Raw genomic sequence first — 15,472 nt, 5'->3', positions numbered from 1 at the left:
CCAAACATCAGCAGCGGTCAGTCGTTAACGTGCCTTAGCTCCAGCCAGTCCACCACCAGACCCGGTTTGATAAAATCAAAGCCCACCCGATATTTCCCCGGCTGCAGCTCGATCCGGCACAGCTTCTGCACGCTCTCCCGGCCAAGAGTGCCGTTGGTCTGGATGGTCGCCACGAACTGGTCATTGAGCAGCAGATTGCAGGCGGTTTGCGCCAGCGGCGCGCCGTTGGCGTGTACATTGACCAGAACATCGTAGCGCGCGGCCTGCTCAACGCTCAGCACCAGCTCCTCGTCGCAGCGCAGACGCGATTGCTCGGCGATTTTTATCGCTCCCTCGCAGTCCGCGGCGCAGCCCGGTTCCGCCGCCAGACGAACGATATCCGCCCGCGGCTTCTCCCCGCACTTAAACACCTGGGTCTGCAGCATAAAATGGAGGATATTTGCCGCGCTACGCTGCAGTTCGCCGAGCGTCAGTTCACCTTTCGCCAGCGCCGCAAGGGTATTATCCCCGGCCGCGTTAATCTCCGCGCCGTTATTGTTGACCACCATATAGAGATCGTTTTGCGCGCGGATCATCGCCGCGGTGTTGTGGGTGCTCGCAGCGCCGCCATCGATGGGGTCGTTCATCATAGCCCACCAGTCGGTCATGACGATCCCGCGAAAGCCCCACTCCTCGCGCAGTACGGTGGTGGTGAGATCGTAGTTGGATGCGGCATGGTAGCCGTTGAGCGGGTTATAGGCGGTCATCACCGCGCTGGCGCCGCCGGTTTTCACCGCGTATTCGAAACCTTTCAGATAGATTTCGCGCAGCGCGCGCTCCGACACCACCGAGTCCGCCCTGGCTCTGGCGAATTCCTGATTATTACAGGCGAAGTGCTTGAGGGTCGCTATCCCGCCGCCGCTGCGAATGCCGCGAACCACCGCCGCCGCCATCATTCCGCTAAGCAGCGGGTCTTCAGAAAAGTATTCGAAATTACGCCCGTTGAGCGGATGGCGCTGGATGTTCATCCCCGGCCCCAGCAGCAGGTCAATACCGTTGCGCAGCAGCTCTTTTCCCTCCATCACGTATAAGCGCTCAACGAGGATCGGATCCCAACTGGAGGCCAGCAGCGTCCCGCTGGGGAGCAGTGTGGCCTTCGCGCCGTTATCCATACGGATGCCGGAAGGCCCATCGGCGGTGGATGCCAGCGGGATCCCTTTTTCCAGCAGGCTATCGGCCACTCCGCCAAAGGCCGACGCGACGCCGGGGGTGACTTTATGGCTGCACATGCCTTCTCCGCGCGCCAGGCAGGCCAGCTCCTCCACCGACAGCTGGGCAATAAAGGCGTTCATCGTGGCGCGCCCTTCAGCAACGTCGCTGAGAGTAAGCCCCTGGTTGCCGGTGAGGGTAATCGTCTCCGGCAGGCGCGCCTCAATCCTCGAGCGCAGATTAATCTCCCGGCGCGGCACGTCTTCCCATTCGATCTGATAGCGGCCATCGTCGCCGTCGGCAACCGGTTTAATACGGACAAAAGGCACCGTCGGGGCCAGTACCTGCTGGTGACGGGACAGGACCCGCAGCGTCTTCTGCGAATACCCCGCCTCTCCGTCAACCGGTAACGGCTGCAGATCGCGTACGCTGTTGCCGATCAGCACGCGGTAAAGACCGGGTTCCATCACGTAGCAATGCGGGTGACCTGTCGCCCCGCTATCGTCCAAAGACGCAAAACGCTCCAGCGGGATCGATAGCGTTAAGGTTTCGCTTTCACCCGGCCGCAGCAGGTGGGTTTTAGCGAAGGCCATCAGCGCCCGGGCCGGTTTGCCGAGCGATCCCTGCGGCGCCTGGAGGTAGATTTGCACCACTTCTTTGCCGGCAAAGCGGTCGCCGCGGTTAGTTACGGTAACGGTCGCCTTGATCTGGTCGCCGAAGGCCTGCGCCCGCGCCGATGACAGGGTGAAGCGGGTGTATGAGAGACCAAACCCGAAAGGAAACTGCAGGCGCTGGGGACAAAAGGTTTCGAAGTAGCGATAGCCGACGTAAATATCTTCCTGATAAAGGTTTTGCGCTTGTGCTCCCCAGCAGGGCGATGCCGGATGGTCATCCAGAGAGGCGACGATGCTGCCTACCAGCTTACCGGAGGGCGTTACATCGCCGTACAGCAGCGACGCAGCCGCCCGGGCGCCGTCGGCGCCCCCGTGCCAGACGTACAGCAGCGCACGAACGCGTTTACGCAGCAGAGGATCGTCAGCCCACGAGAGATCGATAAGCCCGGCGGTATTCAGCACCACCGCCACGTCATCAAACTCGCGGCAGACCTGGCGCAGCAGAGTTATCTCGTCGCCGGTTAGCCGATAGCCGCCTTCTACATCGCCGTTGTCCTGGTCCTCCCCCGCGGTACGGCCAAGCACAATCACCGCCTGGCTGGAGACGGCGCGCGCCTGGCGAATCTGCTGGTCGCTAAGCGGCATCTCGTGCTGATGCCAGGGCTCGGCGGCCCAGGCTCCTCCGCCGTTGTCAAAGGGATGCTGCGCAATCCAGCGTTCATAGAGCCCGGCCAGTTGCTCATTCAGCCTCTCCCCGTTTCGCGCGCGCATCGCCTGCAGCAAGGTTGTCCGGCTCACCACGTTAACCGCCCCGCCTGACCCGGTGCCGCTGCAATAGTAGTCAATCTGCGTACGGCCAAACAACGAAACCGGCTGCCCGGGATCGAGCGGCAGCATTTGGCGATCGTTTCTCAGCAACACCGCGCCTTCGGCGGCAGCGGCGGCGGCAAATTCGGCAAACCCTTCCAGCGGGGTCCCCGCTTTACTGTCAAACATGGCGTTGTCCTGTTAACTCATGCCTCCGCGGGAGGCTTAATCACGTAATGAACAGAGCCCGCACGATGCGGGCTCTGCATTGATCAGAAGAAATATTTGAAGCGTAGACGACCGCCATAGCGTGAGTCTTGCTGGCCGTCGCCGCTGGTCGGGTTGGATTCAATCCACGAGGCGTAGGCGCCAAGATAGATGTTGAAGTTCTTCATATTCATGACGTTCGGGAACAGGTAAGACGCATGAATCGTGTGGATATCGTATTTGCCCGGATCGGCAATCCAGCAGCTATCGTCGCAGTTAGCGACAAAATTAGCGGTGTTAAAGCGGTCGATCTTGTTATGTGCGTAAATGTAGCCAAGCTCGAAGCCGCGCCACAGGGAGTTCACCCCCGCGGTGAAGTCGGTTTCATCCTCGGCGTCCATCCAGGCGAGGTTAAGATTGGTCACCACGCCATCCAGCGGATCGGTTTTTTGCCCGTTCCACGTCATCGTATAGCCATAGCCGGTACGGCTGGACTGATCGACCCAGTGCCCTTTCGCATCGTGATAGCCATAGGCGTTATTGACCACGTTGCTTTCCATCGCGATGGCGGTGGAGAAGCGCCCGCTGTTCCACGCGACGACCGGGCGCAAATAGGCCACATTTTTCTCATTTTCCAGGTCAGTCCCGTGATACTGCTTATCCTGGAACAGCGTGCTGCCGTCTTCCAGCAGGGTATTGAGTTCGAAATACCAGTTATCAAAGGTTTTGCTGACCAGGAAGTTGCCGCCGCTGCTGCTACGGCCGCGCCCTTCCTTCATCATGTAGATATAGCCGTAGCCGTCGCTGTAAAGATCGTTGGCGGTGTTGCCGGAGTATTCCACGAACGTATCCTGGTTCAGCGGGAACATATCGTAAGCCTCAAAGCGCCCAACCTTCACCTTCCAGTCTTTTTCCTGACCAAAGAAGAACACCGCATCATCAAGGTTCATTTTGCCGTTCAGGTCCGCCAGCGGTTGGACGGAAAAACCGGCGAAATTGCCGTTATCCATTTTGCGCATGCCGTCAAAACCTAACAGCAGTCGGCCGTTAATATCCCAGCGTTCGTTATTGCCCGGCGCCCAGTCTTTATTCGCCGTGGTTTTTACCGAGGTCAGGCTGCCGCTGCTGCTGGCGCCGTCCATGTTGAATTCGACATCGCCATAAAACTTGATATCGCCGTAGCCGGAGAGCGTCAGTTTCGTCGGCTCAGCGCCCGGTGCGACAGGCTCCGCGGACTGCACCTTCACCGTTGGCGCGCTTTTCGCCGCGACGGCCTGCTGCCGGGTTAACGTCTGGATCTTCGCTTCCGCATCGGCCGCCCGTTGCTCAGCGTTCATTAAACGCTGTTCCAGCTGGGCTAACCGTTTTTCAATATCCGCAGATTGATTATTTGTCGCGGCCAAAAGACCAGAGGAGAATACGCCACTAATAACCAGAGCTATATATTTCACTTTCATTATTAACGTCCCTAATTACATTATTATTTGTTTCATCCAGGTTTTCACCGGGGCTATTCAGGGAAATAACCTGCATAGCCCTTTTAATACAGCGTTGAATTATCAGGATTCGGCGAAGGTTCCGTGGTTCAAGTCATCGACGATGCCGTTCATTCTATTTTCTGTTAAGCCATAAAATTTAATAGAGATAGCGGTAAGAACATAAAAAATGGAAGGAACTAACGTGAACAGCAGCACCACGCCCTGGACGGCTGAAGCCGGCTGCACCGCGGTGTTAGCGGCGTAATGGTAATAGGCCAGCACCCAGCCAAGAATCGCCCCGCCGACCGCCACGCCCAGCTTAATGACAAAGATATTTGCCGCGACGTTCATACCGGTTATACGCCGCTGGGTTTTCCATTCGCCATAGTTATTGACGTCGGTAATCATCGACCACTGCAGCGCGCCGTTGCCGCCCTGAATGATGGAAATCAGAATATGCACGCCGAGTACCGCAATCCAGTATTGCACCGGTAGCATAAAGCATACGACGCCCAGCGCAGCGGTGAGCAGATTAATCCAGAACGAAAATCTGACCTTACAGAAACGGGTGCCGAATGGTTTGGCCAGCACCGACCCCAGCATTGAGGCAAACATGCCGCCGAGCATGAATATCGTAATAACGTCCGAGCCTTTATTCAGCACGTTATTCACGTAATACACCACCGCACCGCCACGAATAACCACGGCAACCAGCATCATAAAGTTGTAAACGGAAAGAATACGCCACTGATCGTTACGAAAAAGAATTTTCACATCGCGAGCGATATTCAGGTTCTCTTCTTTGATCGGCTGCACGCGTTCTTTGGTGGTGGCAAAACAGATAACAAACATCAGGCAGCCAATCACGCCGAATAACGCCATGGAGACCTGAATACCGGTAGCGCGGTCGCCAGGATAGAGAAAATCAGCCAGCGGCAAAATAAACGCGGTACCGAGCGCGCCGCCAATCGGAGTGATGGCAAAACGCCAGGATTGCAGGGAGAGGCTCTCGCGCGGATCGGAGGTCAGGGCCGCCCCCAGCGAGCAATAAGGAATATTAATCGCCGTATACATCAACGTCATGAATATATAAGCCGCAACGGCGTAGACAATTTTCCCCGAGTCGGAAAAGGACGGAATGGAATACACCAGCACGCAGCTCACCGCAAAGGGCACGCAGATCGCCAGCAGCCACGGACGGAAGCGGCCCCAGCGGGTAGAGGTGGCATCAGCAATCGCCCCCATGATCGGATCGGTAATCGCATCCAGCAGACGAACCAGCAAAAACATCGTCCCCATCACGGCGGGCGGCAGGCCATAAATATCGGTATAAAAGTAAGCGAGGATTGCCACGGACGAGTCAAACACGATGTGACTTGCCGCGTCCCCGAGGCTATAGCCTACTTTTTCTCTGACTGAAATTTTGTCGCCAGCGGACATACACCACTCCTTTATGCAAAATGAAACCGGTTTCGGTAATGTCTGCATTTTTTACTTATCCGCTATGCTGGCGCCATTATGTTTTTTTATTAATTATTTATGTTTTTTAATTTATGTGATCCTGTCAGCTTTCAGCCGTATTAATCCGAGACTTTTTGCATGACAGATCACAGCTTTTAATCCTTTGCGTATTTTTTAATACGCGATAAGCGAAAACAGCACCCGCATATATAAATAGCAGCTAGTTTTCTATTTTCTTACCTGAGGCTCGTACGGCGTTTTTAATTTATACAAAAACATTCACACTAGAAATATAAATAGCCCGGTTTTATATAATTAAGATTATAATATTGTACTGTTCAGGAGGTGGCCGGCCGGGGGTCTTCTGAGGCAGGTAATTTCTCTGTTTTGCTGCAAAATGTTAGCTTCGACACGCGCAGCGGCGGATATTCGTCTAAGGTTTTCTGATGGCCGAATGCAGTGGCACATAGTCTGCAATGATAAGGAGAACAACCTATGACGAGTCCCGTTTCCCGTCGCCCCGCCACCCTGCCCTATGCTCTTCGTCTCGCGCTCGGGGGCGCGTTTGTCGCCCTGGCGACGCTGACGGCTCAGGCTGAAGAAACCCGCCCAATCCCGCAATCACCCGATATTCTGCTCGGTCCGCTATTTAACGATGTGCAAAGCGCAAAACTTTTTTCCGACCAGAAAACGTTTGCCGACGCCATCCCGAACGGCGACCCGCTGATGATCCTGGCCGATTATCGTATGCAGAAAAGTCAGACCAGTTTTGATTTGCGGCACTTCGTCGAGCTCAACTTTACCCTGCCTCGCGAAAACGACCAGTACGTTCCGCCAAAAGGACAAACGCTGCGCCAGCATATCAACGGTTTATGGCCGGTGCTGACCCGCAGCACCGTCGAGGTGGAAAAGTGGGATTCACTGTTGCCGCTGCCAAAACCCTACGTGGTGCCCGGCGGACGCTTTCGTGAAGTCTATTACTGGGATAGCTACTTCACAATGCTAGGACTCGCGGAGAGCGGCCACTGGGATAAAATTGAAGATATGGTGACCAACTTTGCCGCAGAAATCGACGCCTGGGGGCATATTCCCAACGGCAACCGCACCTACTATCTGAGCCGCTCGCAGCCGCCGTTCTTCCCGTTTATGGTCGAACTGCTGGCCACGCACGATGGCGATGAGGCGCTCAAAAAATGGCTGCCGCAGATGGAGAAAGAGTACCAGTACTGGATGGATGGCGCCGAAGCGCTTGAGCCCGGCGGCGCCAGTAAGCGCGTGGTGCGTATGGCCGATGGCTCGCTGCTGAACCGCTACTGGGACGATAACGACACGCCGCGTCCGGAATCCTGGCTGGACGATGTCACCACCGCCAAAAACAATCCCAACCGCCCGGCCACTGAAATCTACCGCGATCTGCGCTCCGCCGCGGCATCCGGCTGGGACTTCAGCTCCCGCTGGATGGATAACCCGCAGCAGCTCGGCACCATCCGCACCACCTCGATTGTTCCGGTCGACCTCAACTCGCTGATGTTCCACATGGAAAAAGCCATCGCCCGCGCCAGTAAAGCCGCTGGCGATAGCGCGAAAGCCGCGCAGTATGACGCGTTGGCCAACGCCCGACAGAAAGCGCTGGAGAAATACCTGTGGAACGATAAAGAGGGCTGGTACGCCGATTACGATCTGAAAAGTCATAAGGTGCGCAATCAGCTGACCGCCGCGGCGCTGTTCCCGCTGTACGTCAACGCCGCCTCCAGCGAGCGCGCCGCTAAAGTCGCCGCCGCGACCGAAGCGCGCCTGCTCAAACCGGGGGGCCTGACCACCACGACCGTCAATAGCGGCCAGCAGTGGGATGCGCCAAACGGCTGGGCGCCGCTGCAGTGGGTCGCCGCGGAAGGCCTGCAAAAATATGGTCAACAGAAAATAGCGATGGAGGTGAGCTGGCGTTTCCTCAGCAATGTTCAGCATACCTACAACAGCGAACAGAAGCTGGTGGAAAAATATGACGTCAGCTCGACGGGAACCGGTGGCGGCGGCGGCGAGTATCCGTTACAGGACGGATTTGGCTGGACTAACGGGGTCACCCTGAAGATGCTGGACCTGGTGTGTCCGAAAGAGAAACCCTGTGATTCGGTTCCGGCCACCCGCCCGGCGGCGAATGACGATACCAGTAAGGCGACAGATAACGCGGCTCAACCCGCGGCCAATAATTCTATTGCGCCAGGGGATAAAAAAGTCGCGCAGTAAACCTTCGCGCGGCGGGTCTCCGCCGCGCATCTATTTTCTCCATATGGTTATATTTTTACGCTTATCTTGAGTCGGCTAATTAAAAATACTACTCTGGCACTCGGGAAGACCTCTCCCGGGAAACGCCTGTTATGACTGGCACAAGGAATAAAAAGTGAATGCAGTCGTCAGTTTTATCTCCGATTTACATCCATTATCCTTTATGGGCTATCACGTTTTATCCACCACGGTTATATATATCGTGGCCAATATCATTATATCGATGACTCGCCCTACTGAGAAAGGCACGCCGATACCGCCCCCCTATTCCATCCCCCCCTCATTTTTAGCCTGGCTGCATGATAAAGCGACCGGTATTATTCAGTTGGCTACGTTTAGACTATTAAGGAAAAATTACGTCACCATCATTCATTCAGCCCAGGGTATCGAGCTGCGCGCGAATCAGCAGTACGCGGAGTGTAAAATGACGTGCGTAGAAAAAATCCTCTTTAACCACTTTTCTTCACCAAAACCCGGCAACCAGAATTTACCCCTTGAACTTTACGTCGCCCAGAAAAATCACTGGTCTACGGATACCCGCTGCGCGGGCCTGATGCTAAGCCCTACGCAACAAACGTGGAACATGATATTAGTTGCCGTTCCTTCATTGTTTTTAATCGCCATATTAGGCTGGAAAACGTTATTCGCTAATAACGCTCTGCTTAATTTCAGCGTATTTAGCTGGCTTGCGATGTTTGTCGTTTCCGGTCTGTGGTGGCTGTTAATGTTACTCATCACCTTAAATGTTACCCGGCTGGACCGGGAAGGTATCTCGATTAATATTCTTCGTAGTTATGTTGATAAATTAAAGAATACTCTTGTCGCCGATAAGGAACAGATAACCGATGAAACGGCTGATTATTGCGTCGCTATCGGCAAAACCAGCCTGCTCCCCGAGCGCTATCGCGAATACCGGGAAATCATCAAATCGATAAATTATCCATTTTCTGTGCAACGGCTTGATTAACCATCGGGTGAGACGCTATAAGCAAAATGCTTCGACTGGATAACAACGATATCTCGTATAACGGCGCCCATGCCTGCATCGATTTCTTGCGAGGGGCACTGGCGCTAAATAGCGATAAAATGGATGGCGCCACGGCCATGCTCTGTCTTACGGTAAACGGTGTCGATTCTCTCCCGGAAAGCTATCGGGAATATAAAGATTTGATTGCTCCGGTAAGCTATATCTCTTCGCTTCGCACGGAGGATTAGGAATACCTGAAGAGTTTACCCCGCACAACGCCTGGTCCGCGGGGTAAAATGATGCCCTACATCGCGTCCAGCGCTTTTTGCAGCTTCCAGATATAGCGCGGCGCCTGCGGAGCCGGGTGTTTCTTCACTACATGCTCAAAGAAATCATCGGCGTCCATATCGTTAATCTCCTCGATCGCATCCTGGCGATTGGACGAGAACGTCCGCAGCAGCGCGCCTGCGCCGTTAGCATAGGAGACCACCACCGCGTAGCGCATCACCTGCGGGTCTTTAATTCCCGCCAGCGGACCGTTTTCGAGAATGCTTAAATAAGCGGCCCCCATGGATATATTACGCTCGGGATTTTTCAGCTCGCTCACCGAAGGATCTCCGCTCCAGCCCATCCGCCGGTAAACATCGCGACCGGAGGTCGAGGGTTTCAGCTGCATCAGGCCAACCGCGCCGGATTTGCTGACCACCGTCGGGTTGCCGCCGGATTCAATGGCGATGATCGCGGTAATCAGCTGCGGGTCAACGCCCCATGCCGCACCGGCTTTTTCGCTGATTGGCATCCACTGCATCGCCCGCTTAACCGGGACTTCCGGATTCCACTGCGGGTTACGATAATCGTGTTTTGAACTACAACCGGCCAACAATACACATAAAAAAACACACCATCTCAATTTCACACATCTATCCTTATTGGCTGAAGTTTGCCGCACGGAGATGACAATAAACGCTCCAGGCGGCATGATAACCCTTTCATTCTTAGCAAGGAATTGTCATGTCTCAGTTTTATCTCATCGCCCCTTCCGGTTACTGCATCAACCAGGAGGCGGCGTACCGCGGCGTACAGCGTCTGCAGGAGGCCGGGCATCAGGTCGCGCACCAGCAGGTCATTCCCCGCCGGGCGCTGCGGTTTGCCGGAACTGAGAATGAACGCCTTGGCGACATCAACCAGCTCGCCGCCCTCGACGGCAAAAACCGTATCGTGCTGGCGGTACGCGGCGGCTACGGCGCGACTCGCCTACTGCCGCACATTGACTGGCAGGCGCTGATCGCCCGCCAGCAGCAGGATCCGCTGCTTATTTGCGGCCACAGCGATTTCACCGCCGTTCAGATGGGCCTGCTGGCAAAGGGTAGCATAATCACTTTTAGCGGACCGATGCTGGCGGGAAACTTCGGCGCGGAAACGCTGAACGAATTTACTGAACACCATTTCTGGCAGGCGCTGCGCGACCCGGCGTTTACCCTCGAATGGCACGGCGAAGGCCCGGACTGCCGCGCCGACGGCAAGCTGTGGGGCGGCAACCTGGCGATGCTGACCTCGCTTATCGGCACCCCGTGGATGCCGCAGATTAGCGACGGAATTCTGGTGGTGGAAGATATTAACGAACACCCGTTCCGCGTTGAACGAATGCTATTGCAGCTGCTTAACAGCGGTATTCTGGCGCGCCAGCGGGCAATTATCCTCGGCAGTTTTACCGGCGCAAACGCCAACGACTACGATGCCGGTTACGATCTGCCGATGGTATACGACTACCTTCGCCAGCAGCTTAACATTCCGGTCATCAGCGGTCTGGATTTTGGTCACGAACAGCGCACGGTCACCCTGCCGTTTGGCGCCAGAGCATTGCTGGTCAACAACGCGTCCATCACCACGTTAAGCATCAGCGGCCACCCGGTTCTGGCAGAATAAAAATTCCTCTAACGCATATCCCGATCGGCGTCAGATTGTTAAAATGGTGTAGTTTTTAATTTATCTTCACGCCGGTAAGGAGTACGTCAACATTGGACGCCGCTGCGGTCATCAGTCTGTTTATCCTGGGTTCTGTTTTAGTAACCTGTAGTATTTTATTAAGTTCCTTTTCCTCACGCCTCGGCATCCCGATCCTGGTTATCTTCCTCGCCATTGGGATGCTAGCGGGGATTGACGGTATCGGCGGCATTCCGTTTGACAATTACCCTTTCGCCTACATGGTGAGCAACCTGGCGCTGGCGGTTATCCTGCTTGACGGCGGGATGCGCACTCAGGCCAGCTCCTTTCGCGTGGCGCTGTGGCCCGCGCTGTCGCTCGCCACGGTCGGGGTGCTGATCACCTCGGCCCTGACCGGACTGATGGCGGCCTGGCTGTTTCATCTCAACCTGATTGAAGGGCTGCTGATCGGCGCTATCGTCGGCTCGACTGATGCCGCGGCGGTGTTCTCTCTGCTCGGCGGTAAAGGACTGAATGAACGCGTCGGCTCGACGCTGGAAATTGAATCCGGCAGCAACGACCCGATGGCGGTGTTCCTGACCATCACCCTTATCGAGATGATTCAGCAACATGAGACCGGCCTGAGCTGGATGTTTGCGGTGCATATCGTGCAGCAATTCGGCCTGGGTATCGCTATCGGTCTCGGCGGCGGCTATCTGCTGCTGCAGATGATTAATCGCATTGTGTTGCCGGCCGGGCTTTACCCGCTGCTGGCGCTGAGCGGCGGGATCATGATTTTTGCCGCGACCACTTCGCTGGACGGCAGCGGCATCCTCGCGGTCTACCTGTGCGGTTTCCTGCTCGGCAACCGGCCGATTCGCAACCGCCACGGTATTCTGCAAAACTTCGACGGCCTGGCGTGGCTGGCGCAGATCGCCATGTTCCTGGTGCTCGGCCTGCTGGTCACGCCGTCAGACCTGTGGCCTATCGCTATCCCGGCGCTCATTCTGTCGATGTGGATGATCTTTATCGCCCGTCCGCTGTCGGTATTTGCCGGTCTGCTGCCGTTTCGCGGCTTTAACCTGCGCGAACGGATATTTATCAGCTGGGTTGGCCTGCGCGGCGCGGTACCGATTATTCTCGCCGTATTTCCGATGATGGCCGGTCTGGACAATGCGCGGTTGTTCTTTAACGTGGCCTTCTTCGTGGTGCTGGTGTCGCTGCTGTTGCAGGGAACGTCGCTCTCCTGGGCGGCGAAGAAAGCCAAAGTGGTGGTGCCGCCGATCGGATCGCCCATCTCCCGCGTCGGGCTGGATATTCACCCGGAAAACCCGTGGGAGCAGTTCGTTTACCAGCTTAGCGCCGAAAAATGGTGCGTCGGCGCGGCGCTGCGCGACCTGCATATGCCGCCGGAAACGCGGATTGCCGCGCTGTTTCGCGACAACGTTCTGCTGCACCCTACCGGCAGCACCCGACTGCTGGAGGGCGATATTCTCTGCGTTATCGGCCGCGAGCGCGATTTACCCGCGCTGGGTAAACTGTTCAGCCAGTCGCCGCCGGTCGCGCTCGATCAGCGCTTCTTTGGTGATTTTATCCTCGACGCCAATGCCAAGTTCGCCGACGTCGCGCAGATTTACGGCATCGATGGCGGTGAGGAGTTCCGCGATCGCCAGCAGTCGCTGGGTGATGTCGTGCAGCAGCTGTTGGGCGCCGCGCCGGTCGTCGGCGACCAGGTGGAATTTGCCGGCATGGTGTGGACGGTGGCGGAAAAAGAAGAGGATCATGTCCTGAGGGTGGGCGTACGTATGGCGGGAGATGAGGCGGAGTAACCCGCCTCACGACAAGTTACACCGTCACAACCGGTACGCGCGGCGCCAGCGCGCACATTAACTCATACCCGACTGTGCCGCAGGCGGATGCGACATCGTCGATTTTAATCTCTTTGCCCCACAGCTCGACCGGCGCGCCGATCCCTGCCTGCGGGCAGGGAGTCAAATCCACCGCCAGCATATCCATCGAGATGCGCCCTACCGTCGCGGTGCGAACGCCGTCAACCAGCACCGGCGTACCGCTCGGCGCCAGACGCGGGTAACCATCGGCGTAGCCGCAGGCAACGATGCCGATGCGCCGCTCCTCCGCCGTACGCCAGGTCGCGCCGTAGCCGACCGCTTCCCCGGCTTTCAGGTTCTGCACGGCAATAATTTCGCTGCTTAACGTCATCACCGGTTTCAGTCCGGTGTTGGCCACATCCTGCCACAGGCCGGAAGGCGAAGCGCCGTACAGCACGATCCCTGGCCTCACCCAGTTAAAATGCGACTCCGGATGCCACAGGGTGGCCGCCGAATTCGCCAGCGAGCGCGGGCAATCCAGCCCTTCCGCCGCCTGCTCAATACGCCGCATCGGCTCCACGATGCCGTCCGGGTTTTCCGCTTCGGCAAAATGCGACATTAACGTCATTTCACTGACGTTATGCAGCGATCGCAGCTGCTGCCAGACGATGTGCAGACGATCCGGCATAAAACCCAGCCGATTCATCCCGCTATTCACCTTGACGTAGATATCGAGCGGCGCGTGCAGCTTCGCCTGCTGGAGCGCCTTGATTTGCCAGTTACTGTGCACGCTGGTGGTCAAACGGTACTTATCAAACAGGGCCAGCTCATCGGCGTGGAAAAAGCCTTCCAGCATCAGTATCGGCCCTTTCCAGCCCAGCTCGCGCAGCAGGATCGCCTCTTCAAGATTGAGCATCGCGAAACCGTCCGCGGCGCTAAGCGCGTTCCAGACTCTCGCCAGGCCGTGGCCATAAGCATTGGCTTTGACCACCGCCCACAGGCGCGAAGCGGGCGCCGCGCGGCGAACAATTTGTTGATTCTGGCGTAAGGCTGACATATCAATGCTGGCCTTTACAGAACGAGACATGAAAGCTCCTTGTTAATTGTGAACGCCATGCAGATGCTGAGCGCGGGCCGGCGTAAAGCCGCGACCGTAGCGGGCGACGGCAAGATCGTCATACGGGATCGCCGGCGTGCGTCCGGAGATCAGGTCGCTAATCAGCTGCCCTGAACCGCAGGCCATGGTCCATCCCAGCGTACCGTGGCCGGTATTCAGCCACAGATTTTTATACGCCGTGCGGCCCACCACCGGCGTACCGTCCGGGGTCATTGGGCGCAGTCCGGTCCAGAAGGTCGCCTGTTCAACGTGGCCGCCGCGCGGGAACAGATCGTGCACCACCATCTCCAGGGTTTCACGCCGCGGCTGCAGCAGTTCTTTATTAAAACCGACAATTTCCGCCATTCCGCCAACGCGAATCCGACGATCAAAGCGGGTGATGGCGATTTTGTACGTTTCATCAAGGATAGTCGATACCGGCGCGCCGTCCTCTTCCGCAATCGGAATGGTCAGCGAATAGCCTTTCAGAGGGTAGACCGGAATGTCCACCAGCCCTTTCAGCATGGCCGTCGAATAGGAACCGAATGCCATCACGTACGCGTCCGCTTTAATGATTTCAGCGCCGCACTTCACGCCGGAGATGAGATCCCCTTCATAGAGCAGTTCATCGACGGGGGTATTAAAACGGAAGGTCACGCCCGCCTGTTCCGCCATGCGGGCCAGACGGGTGGTGAAGAGCTGACAGTCGCCGGTTTCATCATTGGGTAAACGTAAACCGCCCGTCAGCTTGTGGCTCACTTCAGCCAGCGCCGGTTCAACTTCCAGCAGGCGATTCGCCTCCAGCAGTTGGTAAGGCACGCCCGCCTCCTGCAGCACCGCGATATCGCGGGTGGCGTTTTCGAACTGCTTGTCGGTGCGGAAAAGCTGCAGCGTGCCGCCCTGCCGACCTTCATATTGGATACCGGTACTCTCGCGCAGCGCCTTCAGGCAGTCGCGGCTGTACTCCGCCAGGCGCACCATGCGTCCTTTATTTTCCATATAGTGGCGAGTGTCGCAGTTGCGCAGCATCTGCCACATCCATTTCAGCTGGAACGGGGTGCCATCCAGCCCGATGGCCAGCGGCGCGTGGCGCTGGAACATCCACTTAATCGCCTTCAAGGGTACGCCCGGCGCCGCCCACGGCGCGGCATAGCCGGGAGAGATCTGCCCGGCGTTAGCGGCGCTGGTCTCTTCGGCCGGCCCCGGCTGACGATCGATAACCGTCACTTCATGTCCTGCCTGGCTTAAGTACCAGGCGCTAGCGACTCCTACTACCCCACTTCCCAGTATGACGACGCGCATAGCGGCTCCGTAATCGTTAAAGAACAATCATCTGATTACAAATTGATAACTCAGATGAAAATATTATTCAACATACGCTTTATTTATGGTGACTTATCTCACAGGGTTCTGCGCCAGCGCAGCCCCCGTCGGTTTACCATCTCCTGCTGCGCCTCATTTTTAAACAGAATAAAATTCTGTTTAAATCGTGGAATATCGCGTTTCAGATGGTGAAATCGCGAAGAAAAGAAAATGCGGATGGACGCAGTTTGCGACGCCGTGTTCTATGCTTGTTAAGAGGTTTTCCGTACAGAGAGAACCATCAACAACGAGGGCGC

Annotated in this window: 11 protein-coding genes; 5 read left to right on the top strand and 6 right to left on the bottom strand. The window is 56.5% G+C overall.

What is annotated here, in order from left to right; translation table 11 throughout:
- Positions 1–17 precede the first annotated feature (17 nt).
- From GUC22_RS10210 to GUC22_RS10200, 3 genes are all read right to left on the bottom strand, one after another.
- Positions 18–2,798, bottom strand: coding sequence for a beta-glucosidase (locus GUC22_RS10210; RefSeq protein WP_116943560.1), 2,781 nt, complete (start codon positions 2,796–2,798; stop codon positions 18–20).
- Positions 2,799–2,881: 83 nt separating this feature from the next.
- A complete protein-coding gene (locus GUC22_RS10205) occupies positions 2,882–4,273 on the bottom strand; it encodes a carbohydrate porin (RefSeq protein ID WP_004138537.1) in 1,392 nt (463 codons plus the stop codon).
- 102 nt (positions 4,274–4,375) lie between these two features.
- Complete coding sequence (locus tag GUC22_RS10200; RefSeq protein ID WP_004138536.1) at positions 4,376–5,734, bottom strand: glycoside-pentoside-hexuronide (GPH):cation symporter; 1,359 nt, start codon at positions 5,732–5,734, stop codon at positions 4,376–4,378.
- 516 nt (positions 5,735–6,250) lie between these two features.
- Here GUC22_RS10200 and GUC22_RS10195 point away from each other — a divergent pair.
- From GUC22_RS10195 to GUC22_RS10185, 3 genes are all read left to right on the top strand, one after another.
- Positions 6,251–7,999: an alpha,alpha-trehalase gene (locus tag GUC22_RS10195; protein ID WP_004138534.1), complete on the top strand. Its 1,749-nt coding sequence runs from the start codon at positions 6,251–6,253 to the stop codon at positions 7,997–7,999.
- A gap of 154 nt (positions 8,000–8,153) precedes the next feature.
- Entirely contained in the window at positions 8,154–9,005 is an 852-nt protein-coding gene (locus tag GUC22_RS10190; RefSeq protein WP_004138533.1) for a hypothetical protein, read from the top strand.
- A gap of 26 nt (positions 9,006–9,031) precedes the next feature.
- Positions 9,032–9,253: a hypothetical protein gene (locus tag GUC22_RS10185; RefSeq protein ID WP_004138532.1), complete on the top strand. Its 222-nt coding sequence runs from the start codon at positions 9,032–9,034 to the stop codon at positions 9,251–9,253.
- 56 nt (positions 9,254–9,309) lie between these two features.
- On the opposite strand, the gene emtA is transcribed toward GUC22_RS10185, so the two are convergent.
- Positions 9,310–9,921: a membrane-bound lytic murein transglycosylase EmtA gene (gene emtA / locus GUC22_RS10180; RefSeq protein WP_102649728.1), complete on the bottom strand. Its 612-nt coding sequence runs from the start codon at positions 9,919–9,921 to the stop codon at positions 9,310–9,312.
- 95 nt (positions 9,922–10,016) lie between these two features.
- Here emtA and ldcA point away from each other — a divergent pair, with 95 nt between their 5' ends.
- Entirely contained in the window at positions 10,017–10,931 is a 915-nt protein-coding gene (gene ldcA / locus GUC22_RS10175; RefSeq protein ID WP_024357832.1) for a muramoyltetrapeptide carboxypeptidase, read from the top strand.
- Between the two features lie 92 nt (positions 10,932–11,023).
- Positions 11,024–12,757: a potassium/proton antiporter gene (locus tag GUC22_RS10170; RefSeq protein WP_024357831.1), complete on the top strand. Its 1,734-nt coding sequence runs from the start codon at positions 11,024–11,026 to the stop codon at positions 12,755–12,757.
- Positions 12,758–12,773: 16 nt separating this feature from the next.
- Here GUC22_RS10170 and dadX read toward each other — a convergent pair whose 3' ends face one another.
- Both dadX and GUC22_RS10160 read right to left on the bottom strand, forming a co-directional pair.
- Positions 12,774–13,844, bottom strand: coding sequence for a catabolic alanine racemase DadX (gene dadX / locus GUC22_RS10165; protein WP_102649729.1), 1,071 nt, complete (start codon positions 13,842–13,844; stop codon positions 12,774–12,776).
- Positions 13,845–13,856: 12 nt separating this feature from the next.
- The gene (locus tag GUC22_RS10160; protein WP_102649730.1) at positions 13,857–15,155 is read right to left on the bottom strand and encodes a D-amino acid dehydrogenase; all 1,299 of its coding nucleotides are present in this window, start codon (positions 15,153–15,155) and stop codon (positions 13,857–13,859) included.
- Between the last annotated feature and the right edge of the window lie 317 nt (positions 15,156–15,472).

It is taken from the genome of Klebsiella sp. MPUS7, from assembly GCF_009905335.1.
Taxonomy (GTDB): Bacteria; Pseudomonadota; Gammaproteobacteria; order Enterobacterales; family Enterobacteriaceae; genus Klebsiella; species Klebsiella grimontii.
This window is presented reverse-complemented; position numbering and strand designations above follow the sequence as displayed.

Excerpts from the sequence above, each read along its gene's own strand:
- GUC22_RS10210 (WP_116943560.1), bottom strand. The coding sequence starts at position 2,798 with ATGTTTGACAGTAAAGCGGGGACCCCGCTGGAAGGGTTTGCCGAATTT.
- GUC22_RS10205 (WP_004138537.1), bottom strand. The coding sequence starts at position 4,273 with ATGAAAGTGAAATATATAGCTCTGGTTATTAGTGGCGTATTCTCCTCT.
- GUC22_RS10200 (WP_004138536.1), bottom strand. The coding sequence starts at position 5,734 with ATGTCCGCTGGCGACAAAATTTCAGTCAGAGAAAAAGTAGGCTATAGC.
- GUC22_RS10195 (WP_004138534.1), top strand. The coding sequence starts at position 6,251 with ATGACGAGTCCCGTTTCCCGTCGCCCCGCCACCCTGCCCTATGCTCTT.
- GUC22_RS10185 (WP_004138532.1), top strand. The coding sequence starts at position 9,032 with ATGCTTCGACTGGATAACAACGATATCTCGTATAACGGCGCCCATGCC.
- ldcA (WP_024357832.1), top strand. The coding sequence starts at position 10,017 with ATGTCTCAGTTTTATCTCATCGCCCCTTCCGGTTACTGCATCAACCAG.
- dadX (WP_102649729.1), bottom strand. The coding sequence starts at position 13,844 with ATGTCTCGTTCTGTAAAGGCCAGCATTGATATGTCAGCCTTACGCCAG.
- GUC22_RS10160 (WP_102649730.1), bottom strand. The coding sequence starts at position 15,155 with ATGCGCGTCGTCATACTGGGAAGTGGGGTAGTAGGAGTCGCTAGCGCC.